This is a genomic window from Chryseotalea sp., from assembly GCF_057350905.1.
The window spans coordinates 681,787-704,250 of the sequence record NZ_JBMRCF010000008.1; the positions used below are offsets into that span (position 1 = coordinate 681,787).

Genomic DNA, 22,464 nt, shown 5'->3' on the forward strand with positions numbered 1-22,464 from the left:
TACTGTTTAGGTGTACTTCACATAATGCTCCCACTTGGCAAGAAGGTTTTTAAAATCTTCTGGAAGCTCACTTTCGAATTTAACAAATTTATTACTGTGCGGATGTATAAAGCCCAATGTTTTAGCATGTAAGGCTTGTCGCGGCATAATCTCAAAGCAGTTATCTACAAACTGCTTGTACTTGGTAAAAACTGTCCCTTTCATCACCTGATCACCACCGTAGGTGGCATCATTAAAAAGAGGGTGCCCTACATGTTTCATGTGCGCCCTGATCTGGTGAGTTCTGCCCGTTTCAAGTTGGCATTCTATAAGTGTTACATACCGGAGGGTCTGCAGGGTTTTATAATGTGTGATGGCTGTTCTGCCAAAATCTCCATCTGGAAATGCCGCTGTTACTCGTCTGTCCTTAAGGCTTCTGCCCACATTTACATTGATGGTGCCTTCTGCGGGTGTGGGTTCTCCCCATACCAAAGCCCAATACTTACGCTCAATGCTGTGGTCGTAAAACTGTCTGGCCAGGTGTGCAAGGGTGTGCTCATCCTTTGCAATTACCAGAAGACCTGAGGTATCCTTATCAATTCGGTGCACCAAACCTGGTCTGCCATCATTACCGGGCATTGTTGGTAATTGTTGAAAATGATAGGTTAATGCGTTGACCAGCGTGCCGGACCAGTTCTGATAGGCAGGATGCACAACCATACCTGCGGGCTTATTAATTACCAGCAAATATTCGTCTTCAAAAACAATATTTAATGCAATATTCTCAGGCTTTACATCCGTATCACGGGGGGGCTTGGGTAAGCTGATGGTAATAACATCTGATGGGTGAACTTTATAGTTGGATTTTATAGGCAAGTCGTTCACTTTTACAAACCCTGCCTCAATCCCGGTTTGAATTTTAGAACGCGTTACACCCTGCATTTTACCATGCAAAAATTTATCTATCCGCAAAAGGCTTTGTCCAGGGTCAACCACAAAGCGCTCGTGCTCAAAAAGTATATCATCAGACTCGTCTTGTATTTCTTCATCAATCATGCTGCAAGGTACGATTTACAATGTACGATTTGTGATTTTGCGATTCCTTATTCGTAAATCATGAAGGTAAATTCGTAAATTTCACAATGAACTTTTTAGCCCTGCTCTCTTTAGCCCTGGCTCCAGGCATTGCCATAGGTATTTACATTTACCTTAAGGATCATCACGAACGCGAACCGATTGGTCTGTTATTGATGAGCTTCTTTTATGGTGCACTTAGCACCGTAATTACTTTACTAATCAGTTGGCCACTTACCGCTAGTGTAAGTATCAATGAGAACAGTATCGCTGATCAGTTTCTCAACGCTTTTTTCCTGGTGGCTTTGGTGGAAGAATTCAGCAAGTTTCTGTTTGTTCGTTTTATCCTTTATAATAACAAAAATTTTAACGAACCTTTTGATGGGATCGTCTACGCCCTGATGGTAAGTCTAGGATTTGCCACCTTGGAAAATGTTCTTTATACGCTTCAATATGGTTTCACAACCGGAGTATTGCGCATGTTTACTGCAGTGCCAGCACACGCTACTTTTGGCGTATTAATGGGTTATTTCTTAGGCATTGCCAAGTTTACACACAGACGTGAATTATATTATGCCACTGTTGCGCTGTTAGTGGCAACGCTTTTTCATGGGGCCTATGATTACTTCTGGTTTATCAATTACGTGCCTGGTGTTTGGATTGGCGCAATCGTTTCATTGGTTGTTGGCGTTATTCTTTCTAAAAAAGCAATTCGACTTCATCAACACATTTCTCCATTCAATCAGGACAAAATAGATGAGTCTGTTTGATAATGGTCTGGCTTTTTAGTAAGTTGAGCAATGTACTACCTGGTATACAGTAGTGTTGCTACAAGTGGTTTATCTGAAGAAGATTTACGCGATATCCTTCAGACGAGTCATTTGCAAAATGTTGATCTTGACCTTACCGGCATGCTCTTGTATTGTAATGGCAAGTTTCTGCAGGTGCTGGAGGGCAAAAAAGAAGATGTCCACAAGCTCTTCTATAAAATTAACCGGGACACTCGCCACAAGGATTTAAGTGTGTTGCTAGAGGGTACAATCGCAGTGCGAAATTTTAAGAACTGGTCCATGGGCTTTAAATCCCTGGATATTGCAACTGCAAAAGAAATCAGTGGCTTTGAAGATATCGATCAGTTTTTTAAACAAAGCAACGTATCAGATAAAAGTCACCCTGCCCTTATTTTTCTAAGTCTTTTCTATCGAAAAAATTACTCCGATCACCTCCTCTACTTATAGCATAAAAGCCTTTTTTCTAATGAAATAGCTTAGTAGTTTAGGCGATTCAAATCTACATGCATGAAGAAGCCTTTACTATTACTGATGCTGTTTATTGCAACAGCCTCACTCGCACAAAAATCAATTACAATTGACGATTTTACTACCCGCCCTACCTTTGGTGCCCGCAGTGTTGGTGGTATCAATTGGATGAAGGATGGGAAATTCTATTCATCCCTGCAAAACAATAAAGTGGTTAAATTTAATGTAACCACTGGCGAAGCTGTGGAGACTTTAGTAGACGGCAGTACGCTGTCGCCAACAATTAACATTGATGATTACACCTTCAGTGCCGATGAAAAGCAACTATTAATCAGCACTGGGTTTGAGCAAATTTACCGCTGGTCTTTCAGAGCAGAATATTTCATTTATGATATTGGTACTAAAACTGTAAAGAAACTCTCAGAAAAGGGCAAACAATCTTATGCCACTTTTTCACCAGACGGAACCAAGGTTGCTTTTGTACGCGCCAATAACCTGTTCTATGTTTCCCTTAGCGACATGAAAGAGACACAGGTTACAACTGATGGAAAGTTCAACGAGATTATAAATGGAAGTACGGATTGGGTATATGAAGAAGAATTTGGCTTTACAACCGCTTTCTTTTGGTCACCAGATAACAACAAACTTGCCTACTACCGCTTTGATGAGTCTAAAGTGAAGGAGTACAATATGCAAAAGTGGAATCAGGGTGCTACCTATCCTCAAGATTATAAATTTAAATATCCCAAAGCAGGAGAGGCCAACGCTGTTATAGAAGTATATGTTCATGATCTTGCCACTCAGCAAAAGATGAAAGCAGACCTTGGTAGTAATACTGACATCTACATCCCGCGTGTTAAATGGACACAGGATGCCAATACACTATCCATTCGGAGAATGAACCGTTTGCAAAATCAATTAGAAATTTTGCACCTCAATACACTTTCTGGCGCTACTTCAATAGTGTTAACAGAGAAGAATACAGCTTATGTAGATATTAATGATGACTTGACTTACCTGGACGACAAAAAACATTTTATCCATGTAAGTGAAATGAGTGGATACAATCATATTTACCTCTACACAACAGAGGGCAAATTAATTCGCCAGATTACCAGTGGCAATTGGGAGGTAACTTCTTTTATTGGTCTGGATGAAAAAACAAAAACTGTCTACTATCAATCAACCGAGGTATCACCGCTTGAAAGACATCTTTATTCAATTTCACTGGATGGTAAAAAGAAAGCTAAATTAAGCACGGAGGCTGGTATGCATACGGCCAACATGAGTAACGATTTTCAGTTTTACATTAAATATTTCAACAGCGCTGCTCAACCCAATACCGTAAGCCTTTTTGCTACCAAGGGTAATAAGCAAATCAAGGTTTTAGAGAAAAATGAAAACCTGCAAAAGACAGTGGCAGAATATGGCATTGTAGCAAAAGAGTTTTTCACTTTTAATACAGTAGATGGTCAGGCCTTAAATGGCCTTTTCATGAAGCCTAAAGATTTTGATGCGAGTAAAAAATATCCTGTGCTTATTTATCAGTACAGCGGTCCGGGTTCCCAAAACGTAAGCAACTCGTGGGGGGGAGGTCATTTCTATTTCCATCAGATGTTGGTGCAGAAGGGATACATTGTTGCCATTGTGGATACACGCGGCACAGGCTTCAGGGGTGAAGTTTTCAAAAAAATGACCTACAAACAACTGGGTAAATATGAATTGGAAGATCATGTGGCTGCAGCCAAATATCTATCAACGCTTAATTATGTTGATGGAGGTCGTATTGGTATTTGGGGCTGGAGCTATGGCGGTTATATGTCATCTCTGGCCATGACAAACGGTGGGGGTGTATTTAAAATGGGTATAGCCGTTGCACCCGTTACCAACTGGCGCTATTATGATACTGTGTATACTGAACGTTACTTACAAACGCCTCAGGAGAATGCAAGCGGTTATGATGACAATTCACCTTCTACCCATGCCGCCAAGCTAAAGGGCAACTTTTTGTTGATTCATGGAACGGGTGACGATAATGTACATTTTCAGAATTCAGTTGTGTTACAAGAGGCTTTGGTTAATGCTGGTATTCAATTTGATTCATTTTATTATGTAGATAAACACCATGGTATCCAGGGCGGCAAAACCCGCCACCATTTGTATACTCAAATGTTAAACTACGTTCTGGAAAATCTCTAACATAAATTTACTGCTGGATTTCATCTTGTTGGTATAGCTGCCAACAAGATGAAAATTCCGACAGTTTTACCATGCAAAGCAGCCCTGACTATCAACGTTATTTTCTAGCCATTATTCCACCAGAACCTGTTTATAGCGAGGCGCAGGGATTTAAAGAATATTTCAAAAATAATTTCGACAGCAAGGCTTCTCTCAATTCTCCACCGCATATTACACTGCACATGCCCTTTCGTTGGAAAGAAAAAAAGGAGTCAATTCTCATTGAAAAATTAAAAGAATTCGGTAGCCAGCAGCCCGCTTTTCAACTTACACTTCATGGTTTCAATGCCTTTCCTCCAAGGGTTGTTTACCTGGATGTTGAAGCCAATAGCCACCTCGTTAGCCTTCAAAAGGAGCTGGAACGATTCTGTAAAAGAAGTTTTCAGCTTTTTAATGCAAACCGCCTCGATCAACCCTTTCATCCACACCTTACTTTGGCATTTCGCGACCTGAAAAAAGACGCATTCGATTTGTCTTGGAGTGAGTTCAGAAATAGGGATTACAAAGCCGATTGGCTGGTTGACTCTATTTATCTGTTAAAACACAACGGAAGTATCTGGGAGAGGTATAAGGAGGTTGCGCTTAAAAAAACTATTTATTAAGTTCAATGTTTTAAATCCAACGACCCCGGTTGGATCGTATATAAAAGCTCTCTAAAGGAGTGTCTATGAGGCAGGTTTTTGTCATTGGGGTTTTATTAGTTTGTTTTAGCTGCATGGGTTTCCTTTTTTGGCATCAGGAAATGAAGTTTGTGCTGCCTACACCTGTGCCCGAGGGTTATGCTGTTCGATTGCCTGCTGAAGCTATTTCATTACCCCCAACACACAAATTCCCAGCTCATCAAGCGCTATATTTCCATTTTTTCAATCCGGATTGTCCTTGTTCACGCTTTAACCTAAAGCACTTCCAATCATTGAAAAAGCAGTTTGAAAGTCATGTAAAAATTTATGCCGTAATACCGGCTTACGCAGATTTTGAATACGCCAAAGAGATGATGGATGATGAGGGCATCACCATCATTCAAGACAAAGATGATCTGCTTGCCAGCGCCTGTGGTGTATATGCTACACCTCAAGCAGTTGTTATCGATAATCAAGGAAAACTATTCTATCGGGGTAATTATAACCGCACCAGATATTGCACACTAAAAGAAAGTAACTACGCTGAGATAGCGCTGACCGCACTCATAAAAGGAGATGCACCGCCTGTTTTCAATGTGTTTGCAACACAATCATACGGTTGTGAATTGCCTAATGACCTTTAACCTCTAATTTTTTACAATGACGCCCGCTCAAAACTCAATCAAATCAGATCAACTACTCATATTCGAGGAGATTACAAAACGATCGGATCGGATCATGAACATCGCGATCTGGATCTACTTCGCTGTTGGATTCCTCTGGTCTTTTTTTTATGACACACAACTAATCGCCCTCGGTATTGGTGGGCTGTGCCTGGTCGCTTATTACACTACTAAAATACTTTTACCAAAAAGTAAATTGTACCAATATGTGCTTTCAGTAGTTTTTGGCATATTCTCAGCGCAGTACATTTATCAGATGCATGGTATGTTTGAGATGCACTTTATGTTTCTGGTTGGTTCTGCCCTTTTAATTACTTACCAGAACTGGAAGTTACAGCTACCCCTGCTCGTTTATATTGTGGTGCATCACGGATCCTTTGCCTACCTGCAATATACTGGCATGAAGGAAATCTACTTTACGCAATTGGAGTACATGGACCTTCAAACATTTCTTATCCATGCCACTGTTGTTACTACTATTATGTTTATCAATGGCATGTGGGCTTACAGCCTGGAGAAGAAAACCAAAGATGAGGCCGTTACAAAAGCAGCATTACAAGGTCAGCTTACGAATGTGACTAACAATATTGCTTTTGCAGAAGAAATCAGCAAGGGTAATTTAAAAATTGATTACTCATTGAATAACAATAATGATGAATTGGGTAAGGCTCTTTTAAAGATGCGCGAAAACCTCTTGATCTCCACCGACCGTGAACAGCAAGAAAAATACATAACACAGGGGTCTGCCACAGTAGGTGATATTCTTCGCAAGTATGCAGACAATACTGAGCAGCTTTCTAATGAATTAATTCGCGAGGTGGTAAAATACACTGAATCAAATCAGGGTAGTTTGTTTTTATTAGAGAAAGATCAAAGTGGTGAGGAGTATTTAAAACTTACCGCCTGCTATGCCTACGATAGAAAAAAATACATTGACAAACGTATTGAAATTGGTGAGTCGCTGGTGGGACAATGTTTTGTTGAGAAGGATGTAATCATGATGACCAACGTTCCACAAAATTATGTTCAGATTACTTCAGGCTTAGGCCAGGCAAATCCTGCCTGTATTATCCTCGTTCCGCTCATTTCTAATGAACAGGTAACAGGTGTTCTTGAGCTGGCTGCTTTTGAGAAGTATAACAATGGTCACCTTGAGTTTCTAAAGAAGGCGAGTGAGGCCGTGGCTTCTGCAATTATAAATGCAAAAACAACTGAGCGGGTAAAACTTTTATTGGAAGATTCTCAACAACGCAGTGAAGAGTTGCGCACGCAAGAGGAGGAAATGCGTCAAAATATGGAGGAGTTAAGTGCTGTTCAAGAACAAATGGAGCGACAGCTTAAAGAAGCAGAGAAAACGCAGCGAGAATTACTTGAAGAAAATAAACGTCTGAAAGGGCAATTAAAACAGGAAGCATAGATTAGATAAAATGAAACAAGTCATTGAAAAGGGCTTGTTTCAATTATCTTATTTTGTATAAAGGTTTATTCATTCACAGAAAGAGCCCTTTGCAATCCACAATTTTTTTACGTCTACTTCAAAAAGCAATTCTTTTACGGCCGGACTGGATTCTACAACACTTTTATCAAGATCTCCTCGCATTATCAACATACTTCCTTCTCCATCTCCAAAACTAGCCTCAGCTATCACGTTACCTGTTTTATTCAGATCTTTCATGTACTGCGCATGATTACGCAATGTTGCGGGAGCCTGTTGTACATTATGTTTAGCCAGTGTTAGTCCGTAGCGAATAAAATGATAACTAACCATTTCGTAAGGCTCTTTGGCAGCGCAGGTTGTTCCTGTTCTGAAAACTACCGGAAAATATTCCAGATGCCAGCGCTCCGCTTTTACCCCTGGATCGTCTGCCAGCCACTGTTTGGCTTCATCAATTGATTTAGTCTTCAGAATAAATATTCCTCCACCGCCTTCAAAGGGGCCTGCTGCCAGCAACCGTCCGTCTTTTGCCATCGCTGTAATATTAGCCATGTGCCCCTCCATAATTTTATCGAGTTGCGGTTTTGGCATTTCGGGTAAATCAGTGCGCTTATTCAAAAATACAAAAATCAAATCTGTTCCTTCTTGCGCAAAGATGTTTGTGTACGTCACTACTATGATGAATATCGCTTGTATTATCCGCATACCGTTAATTTGGGTTAAGCTTTCTTGGTTAATAAAGTTAAACAAAATTATTTGGGTTGGTTTTCAAAAATAATATTACAACCATCCTACTTTCTAGTGCTTTTCAAGTAACTATTTACTATCTTAAATTTTATAATTTTTCTAACGTCAGCCCTATGGGCTAATACGTATGAAAAATCTCTGTTTCTCGTTGTGCTTACACTCTATAGAATGAAATTCTACATAGAAAAAAGAATATTGATTGCCTTTGTTATTGTCATGCTCATTTTGACAGGCTTGGGCTATTTTTCATTTGTCAACAGTAAAGATTTTGCTGAAACAAGTGCCCTGGTCTCGCATACAAATGAAGTTTTATTTCACCTCGAACAGTCACAATCGGTTGCCTTTGAGATGGAAATGCTTATTCTAAAATATATTATTTCGGGTGATACGAGCTTTGTAAGACTCTATGTAAAACAAGCAATGGAAGGAAGTAATCACATTAAAAAGATAGACACTCTTACATCAGATAACCAAGAACAGCAAGTCAATCTAGATACTCTTCGAGCCTTGGGAAGAAGAAAGGTGAATTACAATAAACTGGTAATCCAGCAAAGAAAGATTTCTGCTGAGGCTGCGCAAAAAATGATCCCCTCTCCAAAAAATGCACGGATTCAGAACGCCATCATTGTCACCCTTGAACGCATGAAAAAAATTGAAAGCGACATGATAAATTCAAGGATTGAATTGGCTGAGAAAAGTCAGCAAAGATTTAATGCTACCCTTAGTGTGCTGCTTATTTTTGTAATGCTACTCTTGTGTATGGTTGTGTTTACGCTTAACCAAAATCTATATGCTCGTACGTTAGCAGAGACACGCACACAACAGGTTAATAAAGAATTGGAGGCTTTCACCTACTCTGTTTCTCACGATCTAAGAGCACCACTTCGTTCGATAGATGGCTATGCTAAAGTATTACTTGAAGATTATGGAAACCGGCTAGATGGGGACGGCCATCAGGTTCTATCTGTTATCATGAACAATGCCAAAAAAATGGGCCGGCTCATTGATGACTTACTCGAATTTTCGCGCATTGGTCGCAAAGAAATCAGTAAAGGAGGTGTCGATATGAAAAGTCTTGTGCAGAATCTTGTTCTGGAATTTCCAGCCAATATTCAAAACACAATTAAAATAGGCGAACTGCATGCAGTAAAGGGGGACTATAATCTAATACAACAGGTCTGGATTAACTTGATTAATAATGCCATCAAGTACTCTTCAAAAAAGCAGGTCCCTGTAATTGAGATTAAGTCTATAAAGGAAGGTCATCGTATTATCTACCAGGTCAGCGATAATGGTGTGGGCTTTGACATGCAGTATGTACATAAGTTGTTCGGTGTTTTTCAGCGCCTGCACAAGAGTAAGGATTTTGAAGGAACCGGTGTAGGATTAGCACTTGTTCAACGCATCATACAAAAACATGGTGGTCGCGTTTGGGCTGAAGCCGCTGTAGACAAGGGCGCAACATTTTACTTTTCACTGCCAGCATAAATAAAAAATTATGGTTAACGATAAAATAGTTGAAATACTCTTAATTGAAGATAGCGCTGAGGATGCCGGTTTGGCAATTCGGGCGCTTAAAAAACATAACCTGGCTAACAATTTATTGCACCTGGAGGATGGCGAAGAGGCCATTAATTTTCTCTTTTCACCTACACTCACAAAAATGCCAAGACTCATTTTGCTTGATTTAAAAATGCCAAAGGTTGATGGCATAGAGGTGCTGCGTAAACTGAAGTCAGACACAGAGCGCAAGGTAATTCCAATAGTTGTGCTCACCTCCTCCAAAGAGGAAAGAGACATTGTTGAATCGTATAAGCTTGGCGTTAATGCTTACATCGTCAAGCCTGTTGATTTTGACAAGTTTGCAGAAGCGGTTTCTCAAGTGGGTCTTTTTTGGTTGTTGCTCAATCAACCACCTAAATAATAATATCAATCACAATGGAAAAGCACATGAAAATTTTAATGTTGGAGGATGTAGAAGATGATGCCGGGCTCATTGTTCGCTCTATAAAAAAGGGTGGTATCAATTTTGAAATGAAGCGTGTAGACACACGTGATGAATTTATTGATGCCATCAGAAATTTTCATCCTGATGTGATCTTATCAGATCATTCACTCCCTCAATTTAATTCAATTGAGGCCTTAAAAATTTGCAGGCGGGTTAATCTGCCAGCCCCGTTCATTCTGGTTACCGGCACAGTATCTGAAGAGTTTGCTGTATCCTGTTTAAAGCAGGGGGCTGATGATTATGTACTTAAGTCCAATCTTACCAGACTGCCCTCCGCCATTGAAAATGCATTGGTGCAACGCGAGTTAAGGTCGCAAAGAATGAAGGCAGATGCTGCCTTGCGCACACAAAATGAAGAGCTGGTGAAGATTAATCGCGAACTGGACAGTTTCGTATATAGCGTATCTCACAATTTACGGGCACCACTTATGTCTGTGTTAGGCTTGCTTAATATTGTTAAAAAAGAGGACGAGCAGAATAACAACCAGTATGTTCGCTATTTTGACATGATGAGACAAAGCATTATGAAGCTGGATGAAACATTAAAAGAAATTTTAGACTACTCGCGTAATGCACGAAATGAATTACAATTGGGTGTGGTTGATTTAAATGCACTGATTGAAGATGGTTTCGAAAGACTTAAATACCTGGAGGGTTCCGACCAATTAAAAAAAGAAGTTCATGTAGAAAGCGATTGTGATCTGGTGAGCGATGCTGGTCGCTTAGCCATTATTATCAACAATCTTATTTCAAATACCATCAAATACAGAGATGAAAATAAAGAATGCTTTTTACGTGTAAAAATCAGCGTTGTCATTACGCATGCAACAATTGTTTTTGAAGATAACGGTATTGGTATTAGTGCTGAACTGAAAGACAAAGTCTTCAACATGTTTTTCAGGGCTACGGAAAAAAGTGAAGGAGCTGGTCTGGGTCTATATATTGTTAAGGAGGCTATTGACAAACTGGGGGGGACGATAGAGATGGAGTCTACTTTTGGTCAAGGCACAAGGTTTACTATGCGCATTATCAACCACAAAAGTTTATAATACAATTAGGGATGTTTCGCTAAATAATCATTGAGTGTTTTTTTCGCGGTCTGCTTGAATTTGTTTTTAAAAAAGGGAATGTAGGCAAACAGAAGTCCTTTCCATCCAAAAGCCATTTTCATCCAGGCGCTCAGGTCGAAAAAATCTATATGCCTGCTTATTTTACCATTGGCAAACTCAAACGATGCCGTAATATTATTAACAACCTTTCTTCCTGTTCTGGTGAATGTATAGGTAGCAACCCATTTAGCCTTACCCTTGCCTGAGCTTGCGTTGATATCAGAAAAAGTAACTTGTAAATCCTTGCTTCTTGACAAGAGCATAGTCCACATCGCCACCGCTTCTCGACCTTTCAATTTGCCGAAGGCCGGATCTTCAAATTCAACATTATCGGCATAACAGGCCGTCATTGCAGCGGCATCTTTTTTGGCGAAAGCAGTATAGAATTTTTCAATAAGTTGCTCCTCGTTATTTAGCATAGCTACTTTTTTTCCAATGAACAGTATTGATAAGGTGCATCATCTCCTTTTTCATAAATTCAATGGAGGGTTGCAAGGAATCATTATTTATTTGAGTATTAAAATAAAGAGCTCCTCTCATAAAATTATCAGTTGAGTCAGTTATTGTAAACTGAAACTGACTGGGCACCTCTCCCTGCAGCTCTGCTATTACGGCAGTATAGCCATTGGGTGTTTTAATAATTACCTCATCAATCGCATTTGCCTTTAACTGATGCTTGGCCGTAAGTGTGTAGGCATCGTTTAGAAACTCACGCAAAAGCTTTTCGTTATTATTAATTTCTTTATAGGTAACATGAATATTGGCTTTTAATGTTGGATAGTAAATTTCAACCCAAAAGCGCTCGCTTATCCACGAAGTATCTTTCAATAATGTTGCATGCTTGGAGTATTCGAAAAAATAGGGCAGGGAGTCCGGCAAAGGAATATACTCCTGTGCAGGCAAGGCAATTCTATTGTATCCAAGTGATTTTGGCAGGTAATCGCGTTCGCATGAACACAAAAAAAGGCCGATGCATGTGATTAGCATCAGAACTTTCTTAATTCTTATAGCATTATGCTTCAAGTTATTTTATTTAGAATGGAAGATCATCGCTGCTTGCATCCATATTAATTGGTGCTGCTTGCGATGCAGGGGCCGATCCATAAGCACCGCTATTTCCACCTGTGCTATTGCCTTTTGGAGTAAGCATGGTAAAATTATCAACAATCACTTCTGTTGTGTAGCGGGTTTGGCCCTCTTTTTCCCAGGAGCGGGTACGCAGTTTTCCTTCTACATATAGCATGTCACCCTTCTTCACATACTTTTGAATTACATCAGCCTGTTGGGGTATGCGTGCTACTACATTGTGCCAATCGGTTATCTCTTTTTTCTCGCCCGTTGTTTTATCCTTGTACACTTCAGATGTTGCCATGGTAAAATTCGCAATCATGCCACCATTGTCGAAGTTTCTTATTTCTGGGTCTTTTCCTAAACGACCAATCAGAATTACTTTGTTTACGCCTGCCATATATGTACTGTTTTAAATTACACGATCAATTACTTATACAAATATCGTTGTTCTTAACGACAATCTATGTCGTATCTTGTTCAGCTTTTATTTCAAAAATCCTTTGTCCTGAAGAAATTTGCTTATTAAAACCGGTTTCGGTAAAGCAGCAATTTTCTTGAGCGAGAAATAATCCTGATTTCTGGTCTTGGACTCCAGCACTGCAAAACGTGCAAAAATTATCTGATGGGTTAGTACATGCTTATACTCTTCCGACCATTGTATTTTTTTTATACCTAGCTGCTTTGCCAGCGCGGTCTCCTCCATTGGTTCAGCGCTTTCCACCAAATCAAAATCATAAAGTCCTTGCCAGATATCTTTGCCTTCGCGTTTTTTCATGGCGAGCGATTGGGCATTTCTTTTTACCACATAATAAAAGTATCGCTTACGGACCTTTAGTTTTTTATCCTTCACCGGAAGTTCACGCTGCAGGCCTTTTTGTTTTGCCACACACACTTTACTTAAAGGACAAACATCGCACCTGGGGTTTTGCGGTGTGCAATGCAAGGCCCCGAATTCCATTATAGCCTGGTTATATTCATCCGGACGTTGTTGGTCAATTAATTTATTACCCAATTCAAAAAATTCCGGTTTTGCTTTTGCACTATTAATTGCTGTATCAATTCCAAATACACGCGCCATTACCCTGTATACATTCCCATCGACAACGGCCACCGGCTCTTTATAACAAATAGAGGCAATGGCTGCCGCTGTATAGTCGCCAATGCCTGGTAATTTTTTAAGTGCTTCAAAATTCCTGGGAAAAATACCGTCATGGTTTTCGCAAACCTGTTTTGCACATTTATGCAGATTTCGGGCGCGGCTATAATAACCGAGGCCCTGCCAGAGACGCAATACTTCCTGTTCGGAAGCCATCGCTAAATCTTTTACCGTGGGGTAGCGCTCTATAAAACGATGATAATAGGGCAAACCCTGATTTACCCGGGTTTGTTGCAGGATGATTTCAGATAGCCAAACGTTGTATGGTTTCGGATTTCTTCGCCAGGGAAGCTCTCTTTTATATTCATTATACCAGCTTATGAGCTCGGTCGCAAAGTTTTTGGGTAGGGTTTTGCTCATCGCGCCAATATGCTTTAAAACTCCAAACGTGCAAGCTTTATCATAAAAAATTGATAATCAGCTAATCAGAGTTTGCGATTATAGTTCGCTCGCTTAACTTTGAACCCTTGTTCCTGAGTATTAAACCATTACAGTCGTGACAAAAGCAGATATCATCAACGAAATTGCAGAAAAAACAGGCGTAGATAAGGCCGATGTAAATGCTACAGTGGAAGCCTTTTTAAGTGTTGTGAAAAACAACATGGCATCCGGTCAAAACATTTATATAAGAGGCTTTGGAAGCTTTATTAATAAGAAAAGAAAGAAGAAGATTGCCCGTAACATCTCCCGCAACACTGCAATTGTTATTGACGAGCACTACATTCCTGCCTTTAAGCCAGCCAAAATTTTCGTTAACAAAATTAAAAACAGCGAAAAGGTTAAACTGATGGCCGAAAAAGCCGAATCTTAATCAAGCCACTGATCTTACCAATCATTTTTCTTACTCTCTGCTAAATGCTAAAGACCAGAATCATACTCGTGGCGGTTTGCGCCCTTTTGGTATTGCTCTTATTTCAGCTGCCAAAGTCGGTTGTAAGTAATGAAAACGAGCTGAATCAAAATGGAGAAGGTTCTGCCCAGACTGAGAAGGGAAATCAACCCCACATGGAGGCTCCGGCTGAGATAAAGGGTAAAATTGGTCAATTCCGCTCTTTATGGCAGGAAACTGCTGAAAAAGAAAAAAAGGCTATCTTTGCCGACTCTTTGGGAACCTGGTACGCAAATGCTGGCATTTTTGACAGTTCTGCCTGGTTTTTCGAAGATGCGGCTTCGTTCTTTAACAATGTGGAAAGTTGGAGGAAAGCTGGTGATAACTATTACCAGGCTTACACTTTTGCCCTGGATGCTAACAAGCAACAGGCATTGGCCTCTAAAGCCCAGGAGTTTTACAATAAGGTTTTAAGTATAAAAGCTAATGACCTTGAGGTAAAAAATAACCTGGCCATGACTTATCTCTCGTCTAACAACCCTATGCAGGGTATTTTAATGTTACGCGAGGTGCTGACAGTTGATGCAAAAAATGAAACTGCACTCTTCAATCTGGGCATGTTGTCGGTACAATCCGGCCAATATGAAAATGCGATTGAGAGGCTCAATACGCTGGTGGCCATAAACCCACAGCATATTCAGGCGCAGTTACTATTAGGAGTGGCTTACATGCAAATTGGTAACAACGCGAAAGCGAAGAGCCAGTTTGAAAAAGTAAAAGATATGGATAAGGATCCGGCTGTGCAGGCCACAGTAGATTCTTACCTGAAGGATTTAAAATAATTGTTTAACAGGGAAAGCCTTGGCGAGTAACGCGAAAGCGTAATGAAGTAATCTAAAATCCGGATTGCCCCCTTCGCAAAGGACTACCCAAAACCAAATCATTTCTATGCCAAGCGGAAAGAAAAGAAAAAAGCATAAGATGGCTACTCACAAGCGCAAGAAGCGTTTGAGAAAGAACCGTCATAAGAAGAAGTAATTTGAAGGTAGTACCGGACTCGCTCCGGTACCCCTTATTAGTTTAGGGGATACTGGCTCACCTTCCGCGGTTATACCTGAGGTTGGCATAAAGCCGGAAATATCTGTCATTTACTGCTATACAACTTATTTTTTAACATTTAAACTTCATTGTTTTGAGCAACGAGCTAATCATCAGCGCGACTCAGGACGGAAGTCGTATAGCCCTTCTAAGAGACAAAACTCTTGTAGAATTTCACAACGAAGAAGAGGGTAGCAAGTTTGTTGTGGGCGATATTTACCTGGGCACCGTAAAAAAAGTGGTGCAGGGTTTAAATGCAGCCTTCATTGAGCTTGGTTATGATAAAGATGCCTTCCTTCATTACCTCGATCTGGGGCCACAGTTTGGTTCGTTAACTAAGTTTACGAAGCTTGTGCGCACCAAAAAGATTTTTGGTAAGTTGGAGAAATTCACACTTGAACAGGACATTGATAAGCATGGTAAAATTGCTACGCAACTCACCAAAGGCCAGGTCATTCCAGTTCAAATTGTAAAAGAACCCATCTCAACAAAAGGGCCACGTCTTTCGTGCGAGTTATCCCTTGCCGGGCGATACCTGGTAATGGTACCGTTTAGTAATTCGGTAAGTGTATCTAAAAAAATTACCAGCAGCGAAGAGCGTAAACGCCTTCAGCGCCTTATCACGTCTATTAAACCTGCCAACTTCGGTGTTATTATTCGTACCGTTGCTGAAGGTGTGGAAGTTGCAGAATTAGATAAAGACCTACGCAACCTGGTTAAAACCTGGGAAGACGGTATTGCCAAACTAGCCGAAGCACAAACTGCCGACAAGCTTATTGGCGAACTCAACAAAACCTCCTCAATACTTCGCGACCTGTTAAACGAGTCTTTCGACAATATTCATGTTGACGATAAGAAGCTCTATGACGAAATCCGCGCCTATGTGCGCAACATTTCTCCAGATCTTGAAAACATTGTAAAACTCTATACCGGTCGTGCAAAAATATTTGAGCATTATGGTATTGAAAAGCAAATCAAATCTGCTTTTGGCACAACTGTAAGCCTAAAAGGTGGTGGCTACTTAATTGTAGAGCATACCGAAGCTTTGCACGTTATTGACGTTAACAGCGGTAACAAAAGCAATCGCGAGGAGAGCCAGGAAAATACTGCGATCTCTGTAAATGTAGAGGCAGCCAAAGAAATTGCACGTCAGCTTCGTTTGCGTGATATGGGTGGTATTATCGTAATCGACTTTATCGATATGCGCAACCCTGAGCATAAGCGTATGATCTATCAGGCCATGAAAGATGCCATGAAAGATGATAAAGCCAAACACACAGTGTTGCCTTTATCTAAATTCGGCATTATGCAGATTACACGCGAGCGTGTAAGACCGCAGATGAACATTGTTACTAAAGAGGTTTGTCCTACTTGTAACGGTACTGGTAAAATTACTGCTTCTATTTTAGTTTCTGATCTTATCGAAAAAACGCTAGAAGATTTGCTTAGCAAACAGAATGAAAAAAATCTGGTGTTAGCACTTCATCCTTATTTACATGCTTATTTTACTAAAGGTATCTTTTCACAGCGCGTGAAATGGTTCTTTAAGTATAAGAGCTGGGTAAGGCTAGAAAAAGATTCGTCTATGGGTATGACTGAGTTTAAATTCCTGAATAAAGAGGGAGAAGAAATTCAATTAACTGCATAAGCACATTAATAAATCATAAAAAAACCCTGCTCGTCAGGGTTTTTTTTATGCCATTTCATTTATCTGAAATAAAGCACCATAGTTCTTGACCCCGACTCGAAGGACACAAGGTTCTCAAAGTTCCAGTATTTAAATTTTTCTGTTACAAAAAACTGTCCATCTACCTTAAATTCATTGCCATTGTATTGCAAGGCATATGAAGTATTATGCTTTTCATAAACCACTACCCTGTCAACCTTGTACAAGGATAGCTGTTGCGAAACTTTAGCTGCATTTACCTGTGCAGTTGTCTGTGCATCATCGTTAGAACAAGCTGCTAAGAGTACAATGAAGATCAGGGCATTAAAAATTCTCATATGGTTGTGTTTTAGTTATGAAGATAAATCTAATCTATTGTTTTTCCATATTGCCATAACAACTAGTGCAGGTGCTTCGAATTGCCGAGAGTCCGTGCTTAATAAATTATCAATAACTAATATTGTGCCATAATTTCTTCGTGATCTTCATCATCTCATTAGTCAAGGAGGAAGTAAATATTCTTACTGAACCATTGTTTTAATAACTCAGCTTTTGATTTATCTGACGGAAATAAAACCTTGATCAATCAACCATGAATTTCAGTAGGCCAAAAGAACTTTCATGTTGTATGTAACGAACTCATTAAAAAATTTACCCTGCCTGCTCAGTTACAAGTCCACTAAACTTTATTTACATCATCGTTTTATAAAATGAAGATCCCTATTGCTAACGCTTTTTTACTTTTTCCATTCTTCGATCAAACTCACTTAGCAAACTCATTTAAACTATGCAATCAAGTGCTTGCTGAGGCCGGTTTTTAATCAATTAACTAACGCTTGTTAAAGAGATTTAACAGAAAATAATTTTGCTATAGCTTGAATTTTAAAAATTAAATGATCACAATTGTGAAGCAGACAAAATAGTATGAACACATTTTTAACAATTACAAAACTTATGCAAACAAGCAACCTAACGTTTGTTACGCGTCTTGTGATTGTGTTGGTCATTATTATTCTCCAACCATCAGGCGGGTAAAGCGACTCTATAAACTAAATTATATTGAAGCCGTCCCGCCACAAGCGGGACGGTTTCATTTTATATGGATCTATACAAACTAACGATTGTTCAATTTTATGTATTACAATAGCGAAACCATTCTCTTTCTTAATGGCAAATATGTAAAGGCCAGTGAAGCATCAACCGATTTATATTCACAGACACTACACTATGGTTACGGTGTTTTCGAAGGCATACGCGCTTACCAAACGGTTAATGGTGTAAAGATTTTTAAATCGGAAGAACACTACAAACGATTAAAAAAGAGTTGCGAATTGGTTAACATTCCTTTCAGTTATACTGTCGAGGAGTTAGAACAAATTACCTATCAGGTATTACGAAGAAATAACTTTGCTGATGCTTACATACGCCCGCTTGTATACTGCGGCCCCAATATGTCGCTCACATCACCCAAAGAAGTATACTTAATGATTTGTGCCTGGGAGTGGGGCAAATATTTAGGTGATCAGCTATTGCGCTTAAGTATTTCTTCTTATCAGCGTCCTAATCCAAAATCAATTCGCATTGAGGCTAAAGTGTCCGGGCATTATGTAAACTCTATTCTGGCTACTTCAGAAGCCAAGCAACGTGGTTTTGATGAAGCCTTAATGCTGGACATGGAGGGAAATGTTGCCGAAGGACCAGGTGCTAATTTCTTTTACGAAAAGGATGGTATGCTATTTACGCCCTCATTAGGACACATACTTCCGGGGATAACCCGACACACCGTATTGCAAATCTGTAAAGAGCTGGATATTCCAGTAATGGAAAAAAAGATACACCCAGAAGAATTGTTCGAAGCAGATGGTGCTTTTTACTGTGGCACAGCAGCAGAAGTTGCCGGAATAGAATCAATCGAAGGCCATACGTTTAACAAGCCCTGGAAAAATACACTCGGTGCAATTATTCAGGAGGCTTATAAAAGTCTGGTGTTAGAGAAAAGTTATTCATCATATATAATCGTATAAAAGGCTTCAAGACACGCGCTACAAGCTTCGGGCTTGGGGCGTACTGCTTGGGGCGTGAAGTTTATGAATAAATACAGTCGTACCATCACTCAAGATCCCTCCTTACCTGCTTCGCAAGCCATGCTGTATGGTATAGGCCTTACTGAAAATGATTTAACAAAAGCGCAGGTTGGTATTGTAAGCACTGGCTTTGATGGTAACACCTGCAACATGCATTTAAATGCGCTTGCACAAGAAGTAAAAACAGCGGTTTGGGATAATGATTTAGTTGGACTGATTTTTCATACAATTGGTGTAAGCGATGGCATTGCCAACGGTACAGAAGGCATGCGTTATTCATTGGTTAGCCGGGAAGTTATTGCCGACTCAATAGAAACTGTGTGTGGTGCGCAATATTATGATGCACTCATTGCTGTTGTGGGTTGTGATAAGAATATGCCCGGCTCCATTATGGCCATGGGTCGTTTAAATCGTCCTGCCATTATGGTATACGGAGGCACTATTGCCGGTGGTCATTGGAAGGGAAAAGAACTGAACATCGTATCATCCTTCGAAGCGCTGGGAGAAAAAATTGCCAACAAACTTTCTGATGAAGATTTCAAAGGCATAATTCAAAACTCTTGCCCGGGTGCTGGAGCCTGCGGTGGTATGTATACTGCCAACACGATGGCTTCTGCTATTGAAGCACTCGGGATGGCCTTGCCATATTCATCATCCAATCCGGCATTAAGCAAAGAAAAATCTGCCGAGTGTGCAGCAGCCGGTAAATACATACTCCACTTGCTTGAACATGATATTAAGCCATCGGATATCATGACTTTTAAGGCTTTTGAAAATGCCATTACGCTGGTTATGGTGTTGGGTGGTTCTACCAATGCAGTACTACACCTGATTGCCATGGCTAAAACCGTGGGGGTTGAAATTACACAAGAAGATTTTCAACGCATTTCTGATAAGACCCCCTTGCTTGGTGATTTAAAACCAAGTGGAAAATATCTCATGGGCGATCTGCACAAGATTGGTGGAACGCCTTTAGTAATGAAATACCTGTTAGATAAAGGTTTTCTACATGCTGATTGCCTCACAGTGACAGGAAAAACAATTGCAGAGAATCTCAACAATGTTGCTGCACTTGATTTTGAAAAGCAAGACATTATTCATCCAATCGAAAAACCAATCAAAACAACAGGCCACTTACAGATACTCTACGGCAACCTGGCCGAGAAAGGTTCAGTGGCAAAAATAACAGGCAAAGAAGGTGAGCGCTTTAAAGGAATTGCGCGCGTGTTTAATGGTGAATTTGAATTAACAGATGGTATCCGTTCTGGTAAAATTAAAGCTGGTGATGTTGTCGTCATCCGTTATGTAGGCCCTCGTGGTGCACCCGGCATGCCCGAAATGCTCAAGCCTACAAGCTTAATCATGGGCTCAGGTCTTGGAAAATCTGTTGCCTTGATTACTGATGGAAGATTCTCTGGTGGTTCTCATGGATTCGTAATTGGTCACATTACACCAGAGGCCTTCGATGGGGGTCTGATCGCATTGGTTGAAGATGAAGACATGATTGAGATTGATGTGCAAAAACACGAAATCAATTTGCTGGTTGATGCATCTGTTATTGCGGAAAGAAGAAAGGCATGGAAGCAACCAACATCTCGTGCTACAAAAGGGATTTTAAAAAAATATGCTCAACAAGTAAAAACCGCTGCTGATGGATGCGTTACTGACGAAGATTGAAGACCCACTGAATGTAGCTAATCCGGCAAAACAAATTTCCGGATCGGAAGCTTTGTTACAATGTCTGGTTGCGGAAGGTGTGAATGTTCTTTTCGGTTATCCTGGTGGAGCCATCATGCCTGTATATGATGCTTTGTATTCATTCAGTGATAGACTCAATCATATTTTAGTTCGTCATGAGCAAGGCGCCATTCATGCAGCACAAGGTTTTGCAAGGGCTACCGGCAAAGTTGGTGTTGTTATTGCCACATCGGGACCGGGTGCTGCCAACCTGGTTGCTGGTTTAGGTGATGCTGCTATCGACTCAACACCACTCGTTTGCATCACAGGGCAGGTGGCAGCGCATTTACTGGGTACAGATGCTTTCCAGGAAATGGATGTGATCAACACCACACTACCGGTTACGAAATGGAATGTTCAAATTACAGAGGCCTCCACAATAGCTGAGCAAGTAGCGAAAGCATTTTTCATTGCACGAAGTGGTCGTCCGGGACCTGTTCTGATTGACATTACCAAGAACGCACAATTCGAAATGATCAATGCCTTTGAATACAAAGCCTGTACAAAGGTTCGCACCTATAATCCAAAACCTGAACCCGATCAAAACAAATTAGAACAGGCCGCTTTATTGATTAATCAGGCCCAACGACCTTACATTTTAGCTGGGCAAGGCATTCTGTTAGGTGAAGCAACGGAAGAGCTACGTGCCTTTGTGGAGAAAACAGGTATTCCGGTAGCTACTACGTTACTCGGGCAGTCTTGTATCTCAACCTCACACCCTTTATATGTCGGCTATCTGGGTATGCATGGCAATTATGGCGCTAACATATTAACCAATGAATGTGATTTGCTAATTGCCTTAGGTATGCGCTTTGACGACCGTGTAACTGGTAATGTGAGTAAGTATGCTAAACAAGCAAAGGTTATACACATTGATGTAGACCAGGCAGAACTTAATAAAATTATAAAAGCAGATGTGGCAGTGCATTCAGATGTAAAGCCGGCACTTAACACATTACTTACACTCGTTAATAAAAACACACATGTTGATTGGTTGAAGTGTTTTCACGAAGCAAATCGTCTGGAGCATGAAAAAGTAATCCAGTTCGCCTTTCATCCACTTAGTAAATCATTGCACATGGCTGAAGTGGTTAAAGAGATAACGGATCAGACAAAAGGCGAAGCCATTCTGGTAACCGATGTTGGGCAGCATCAAATGGTGGCAGCACGCTATTTTCAATTTAAAAAACCACGTACCAACATCACATCGGGTGGCGCGGGCACCATGGGCTTTGCTTTACCAGCCGCCATTGGTGCAAAACTTGGCCAACCCGATAAACAAGTGGTAGCGGTTATTGGTGATGGTGGTTTTCAAATGACTCTGCAAGAGTTGGGCACTATCATGCAGTATCACGTGCCAGTAAAAATTGTTGTGCTCAACAATAGTTTTCTGGGCATGGTGCGTCAGTGGCAGCAACTGTTTTTTGATAAGCGCTATTCATTTACAGAAATGAAGAACCCCAATTTTATTGCGCTCTCGGAGGCGTATAACATAGAAGCAAAAAAAATTACTGAAAGAAAGGAGCTGCGTCAAGCTGTGAGGGAGATGCTTGACTCCCCCAATGCATATTTTTTAGAAGTAGTGGTTGAAAAAGAAGAAAATGTTTTTCCTATGGTGCCCACGGGTGCCGGAGTAGCCGAAATTATATTAGAACAATCCAAGAAATGACC

22 protein-coding genes are annotated in these 22,464 nt (G+C 40.4%); 15 read left to right on the forward strand and 7 right to left on the reverse strand.

Going from position 1 to position 22,464, the window contains the following annotated elements:
* Positions 1 to 6: 6 nt before the first annotated feature.
* The gene (locus ACO1XM_RS11535) at positions 7 to 1,035 is read right to left on the reverse strand and encodes an RluA family pseudouridine synthase (protein ID WP_486229028.1); all 1,029 of its coding nucleotides are present in this window, start codon (positions 1,033 to 1,035) and stop codon (positions 7 to 9) included.
* 86 nt (positions 1,036 to 1,121) lie between these two features.
* Here ACO1XM_RS11535 and ACO1XM_RS11540 point away from each other — a divergent pair, with 86 nt between their 5' ends.
* The 6 genes from ACO1XM_RS11540 to ACO1XM_RS11565 all read left to right on the forward strand — a co-directional run bounded on the left by ACO1XM_RS11540 (position 1,122) and on the right by ACO1XM_RS11565 (position 7,270).
* Positions 1,122 to 1,823 carry a PrsW family glutamic-type intramembrane protease gene (locus ACO1XM_RS11540; protein WP_486229030.1) on the forward strand — a complete coding sequence of 234 codons (702 nt, stop codon included), beginning with the start codon at positions 1,122 to 1,124 and terminating at the stop codon, positions 1,821 to 1,823.
* Between the two features lie 30 nt (positions 1,824 to 1,853).
* On the forward strand, positions 1,854 to 2,291 hold the full coding sequence (locus ACO1XM_RS11545; RefSeq protein WP_486229032.1) for a BLUF domain-containing protein: 438 nt from the start codon (positions 1,854 to 1,856) through the stop codon (positions 2,289 to 2,291).
* 60 nt (positions 2,292 to 2,351) lie between these two features.
* Positions 2,352 to 4,511 (forward strand): S9 family peptidase, encoded by a 2,160-nt coding sequence (locus ACO1XM_RS11550; protein WP_486229034.1) that lies wholly within the window; start codon positions 2,352 to 2,354, stop codon positions 4,509 to 4,511.
* 71 nt (positions 4,512 to 4,582) lie between these two features.
* Complete coding sequence (locus ACO1XM_RS11555) at positions 4,583 to 5,152, forward strand: 2'-5' RNA ligase family protein (RefSeq protein ID WP_486229036.1); 570 nt, start codon at positions 4,583 to 4,585, stop codon at positions 5,150 to 5,152.
* A gap of 113 nt (positions 5,153 to 5,265) precedes the next feature.
* Positions 5,266 to 5,814 (forward strand): DUF6436 domain-containing protein, encoded by a 549-nt coding sequence (locus ACO1XM_RS11560; RefSeq protein ID WP_486229038.1) that lies wholly within the window; start codon positions 5,266 to 5,268, stop codon positions 5,812 to 5,814.
* A 16-nt stretch (positions 5,815 to 5,830) separates the two neighbouring features.
* A complete protein-coding gene (locus tag ACO1XM_RS11565; RefSeq protein ID WP_486229040.1) occupies positions 5,831 to 7,270 on the forward strand; it encodes a GAF domain-containing protein in 1,440 nt (479 codons plus the stop codon).
* Positions 7,271 to 7,339: 69 nt separating this feature from the next.
* Here the strand turns inward: ACO1XM_RS11565 and ACO1XM_RS11570 are convergent, their stop codons facing one another.
* Positions 7,340 to 7,993 carry a YciI family protein gene (locus ACO1XM_RS11570; protein WP_486229042.1) on the reverse strand — a complete coding sequence of 218 codons (654 nt, stop codon included), beginning with the start codon at positions 7,991 to 7,993 and terminating at the stop codon, positions 7,340 to 7,342.
* 210 nt (positions 7,994 to 8,203) lie between these two features.
* Here ACO1XM_RS11570 and ACO1XM_RS11575 point away from each other — a divergent pair, with 210 nt between their 5' ends.
* From ACO1XM_RS11575 to ACO1XM_RS11585, 3 genes are read left to right on the forward strand one after another with little or no spacing between them, the layout of a single operon-like run.
* On the forward strand, positions 8,204 to 9,523 hold the full coding sequence (locus ACO1XM_RS11575; protein WP_486229044.1) for an ATP-binding protein: 1,320 nt from the start codon (positions 8,204 to 8,206) through the stop codon (positions 9,521 to 9,523).
* Positions 9,524 to 9,533: 10 nt separating this feature from the next.
* Positions 9,534 to 9,959 (forward strand): response regulator, encoded by a 426-nt coding sequence (locus tag ACO1XM_RS11580; RefSeq protein WP_486229046.1) that lies wholly within the window; start codon positions 9,534 to 9,536, stop codon positions 9,957 to 9,959.
* Positions 9,960 to 9,985: 26 nt separating this feature from the next.
* Positions 9,986 to 11,092, forward strand: a complete 1,107-nt coding sequence (locus ACO1XM_RS11585; protein ID WP_486229048.1) for a sensor histidine kinase — start codon at positions 9,986 to 9,988, stop codon at positions 11,090 to 11,092.
* A gap of 5 nt (positions 11,093 to 11,097) precedes the next feature.
* Here the strand turns inward: ACO1XM_RS11585 and ACO1XM_RS11590 are convergent, their stop codons facing one another.
* From ACO1XM_RS11590 to mutY, 4 genes are all read right to left on the reverse strand, one after another.
* On the reverse strand, positions 11,098 to 11,571 hold the full coding sequence (locus tag ACO1XM_RS11590) for a nuclear transport factor 2 family protein (protein WP_486229050.1): 474 nt from the start codon (positions 11,569 to 11,571) through the stop codon (positions 11,098 to 11,100).
* Complete coding sequence (gene gldD / locus ACO1XM_RS11595; RefSeq protein WP_486229052.1) at positions 11,561 to 12,139, reverse strand: gliding motility lipoprotein GldD; 579 nt, start codon at positions 12,137 to 12,139, stop codon at positions 11,561 to 11,563. Before gldD ends, ACO1XM_RS11590 begins: the two co-directional genes overlap by 11 nt.
* Before the next feature lie 46 nt (positions 12,140 to 12,185).
* On the reverse strand, positions 12,186 to 12,620 hold the full coding sequence (locus tag ACO1XM_RS11600; RefSeq protein ID WP_486229054.1) for a single-stranded DNA-binding protein: 435 nt from the start codon (positions 12,618 to 12,620) through the stop codon (positions 12,186 to 12,188).
* Between the two features lie 87 nt (positions 12,621 to 12,707).
* Positions 12,708 to 13,739 (reverse strand): A/G-specific adenine glycosylase, encoded by a 1,032-nt coding sequence (mutY, locus tag ACO1XM_RS11605; RefSeq protein ID WP_486229057.1) that lies wholly within the window; start codon positions 13,737 to 13,739, stop codon positions 12,708 to 12,710.
* Positions 13,740 to 13,875: 136 nt separating this feature from the next.
* Here mutY and ACO1XM_RS11610 point away from each other — a divergent pair, with 136 nt between their 5' ends.
* The 3 genes from ACO1XM_RS11610 to ACO1XM_RS11620 all read left to right on the forward strand — a co-directional run bounded on the left by ACO1XM_RS11610 (position 13,876) and on the right by ACO1XM_RS11620 (position 16,954).
* Positions 13,876 to 14,190, forward strand: coding sequence for an HU family DNA-binding protein (locus ACO1XM_RS11610; protein WP_486229058.1), 315 nt, complete (start codon positions 13,876 to 13,878; stop codon positions 14,188 to 14,190).
* A gap of 44 nt (positions 14,191 to 14,234) precedes the next feature.
* Positions 14,235 to 15,050, forward strand: coding sequence for a tetratricopeptide repeat protein (locus tag ACO1XM_RS11615; protein ID WP_486229061.1), 816 nt, complete (start codon positions 14,235 to 14,237; stop codon positions 15,048 to 15,050).
* Positions 15,051 to 15,400: 350 nt separating this feature from the next.
* Positions 15,401 to 16,954, forward strand: coding sequence for an Rne/Rng family ribonuclease (locus tag ACO1XM_RS11620; protein WP_486229063.1), 1,554 nt, complete (start codon positions 15,401 to 15,403; stop codon positions 16,952 to 16,954).
* 59 nt (positions 16,955 to 17,013) lie between these two features.
* On the opposite strand, the gene ACO1XM_RS11625 is transcribed toward ACO1XM_RS11620, so the two are convergent.
* Entirely contained in the window at positions 17,014 to 17,310 is a 297-nt protein-coding gene (locus ACO1XM_RS11625; RefSeq protein WP_486229065.1) for a hypothetical protein, read from the reverse strand.
* Between the two features lie 795 nt (positions 17,311 to 18,105).
* On the opposite strand from ACO1XM_RS11625, the gene ACO1XM_RS11630 reads away from it, so the two are divergent.
* From ACO1XM_RS11630 to ilvB, 3 genes are all read left to right on the forward strand, one after another.
* The gene (locus ACO1XM_RS11630; protein WP_486229067.1) at positions 18,106 to 18,996 is read left to right on the forward strand and encodes a branched-chain amino acid transaminase; all 891 of its coding nucleotides are present in this window, start codon (positions 18,106 to 18,108) and stop codon (positions 18,994 to 18,996) included.
* Between the two features lie 63 nt (positions 18,997 to 19,059).
* Positions 19,060 to 20,733, forward strand: a complete 1,674-nt coding sequence (gene ilvD, locus ACO1XM_RS11635; protein ID WP_486229069.1) for a dihydroxy-acid dehydratase — start codon at positions 19,060 to 19,062, stop codon at positions 20,731 to 20,733.
* Positions 20,708 to 22,462 (forward strand): biosynthetic-type acetolactate synthase large subunit, encoded by a 1,755-nt coding sequence (ilvB, locus tag ACO1XM_RS11640; protein WP_486229071.1) that lies wholly within the window; start codon positions 20,708 to 20,710, stop codon positions 22,460 to 22,462. Before ilvD ends, ilvB begins: the two co-directional genes overlap by 26 nt.
* Positions 22,463 to 22,464 lie beyond the last annotated feature (2 nt).

What these genes read in the sequence shown, in the direction of transcription:
- ACO1XM_RS11615 (WP_486229061.1), top strand. Translation starts at nt 14,235, where the DNA reads ATGCTAAAGACCAGAATCATACTCGTGGCGGTTTGCGCCCTTTTGGTA.
- ACO1XM_RS11560 (WP_486229038.1), top strand. Translation starts at nt 5,266, where the DNA reads ATGGGTTTCCTTTTTTGGCATCAGGAAATGAAGTTTGTGCTGCCTACA.
- mutY (WP_486229057.1), bottom strand. Translation starts at nt 13,739, where the DNA reads ATGAGCAAAACCCTACCCAAAAACTTTGCGACCGAGCTCATAAGCTGG.
- ACO1XM_RS11625 (WP_486229065.1), bottom strand. Translation starts at nt 17,310, where the DNA reads ATGAGAATTTTTAATGCCCTGATCTTCATTGTACTCTTAGCAGCTTGT.
- ACO1XM_RS11600 (WP_486229054.1), bottom strand. Translation starts at nt 12,620, where the DNA reads ATGGCAGGCGTAAACAAAGTAATTCTGATTGGTCGTTTAGGAAAAGAC.
- ilvB (WP_486229071.1), top strand. Translation starts at nt 20,708, where the DNA reads ATGGATGCGTTACTGACGAAGATTGAAGACCCACTGAATGTAGCTAAT.
- ACO1XM_RS11540 (WP_486229030.1), top strand. Translation starts at nt 1,122, where the DNA reads ATGAACTTTTTAGCCCTGCTCTCTTTAGCCCTGGCTCCAGGCATTGCC.
- ACO1XM_RS11590 (WP_486229050.1), bottom strand. Translation starts at nt 11,571, where the DNA reads ATGCTAAATAACGAGGAGCAACTTATTGAAAAATTCTATACTGCTTTC.
- ACO1XM_RS11570 (WP_486229042.1), bottom strand. Translation starts at nt 7,993, where the DNA reads ATGCGGATAATACAAGCGATATTCATCATAGTAGTGACGTACACAAAC.
- ACO1XM_RS11585 (WP_486229048.1), top strand. Translation starts at nt 9,986, where the DNA reads ATGAAAATTTTAATGTTGGAGGATGTAGAAGATGATGCCGGGCTCATT.
- ACO1XM_RS11545 (WP_486229032.1), top strand. Translation starts at nt 1,854, where the DNA reads ATGTACTACCTGGTATACAGTAGTGTTGCTACAAGTGGTTTATCTGAA.
- ACO1XM_RS11555 (WP_486229036.1), top strand. Translation starts at nt 4,583, where the DNA reads ATGCAAAGCAGCCCTGACTATCAACGTTATTTTCTAGCCATTATTCCA.
- ACO1XM_RS11575 (WP_486229044.1), top strand. Translation starts at nt 8,204, where the DNA reads ATGAAATTCTACATAGAAAAAAGAATATTGATTGCCTTTGTTATTGTC.
- ACO1XM_RS11535 (WP_486229028.1), bottom strand. Translation starts at nt 1,035, where the DNA reads ATGATTGATGAAGAAATACAAGACGAGTCTGATGATATACTTTTTGAG.
- gldD (WP_486229052.1), bottom strand. Translation starts at nt 12,139, where the DNA reads ATGCTAATCACATGCATCGGCCTTTTTTTGTGTTCATGCGAACGCGAT.
- ACO1XM_RS11550 (WP_486229034.1), top strand. Translation starts at nt 2,352, where the DNA reads ATGAAGAAGCCTTTACTATTACTGATGCTGTTTATTGCAACAGCCTCA.
- ACO1XM_RS11565 (WP_486229040.1), top strand. Translation starts at nt 5,831, where the DNA reads ATGACGCCCGCTCAAAACTCAATCAAATCAGATCAACTACTCATATTC.
- ACO1XM_RS11580 (WP_486229046.1), top strand. Translation starts at nt 9,534, where the DNA reads ATGGTTAACGATAAAATAGTTGAAATACTCTTAATTGAAGATAGCGCT.
- ilvD (WP_486229069.1), top strand. Translation starts at nt 19,060, where the DNA reads ATGAATAAATACAGTCGTACCATCACTCAAGATCCCTCCTTACCTGCT.
- ACO1XM_RS11630 (WP_486229067.1), top strand. Translation starts at nt 18,106, where the DNA reads ATGTATTACAATAGCGAAACCATTCTCTTTCTTAATGGCAAATATGTA.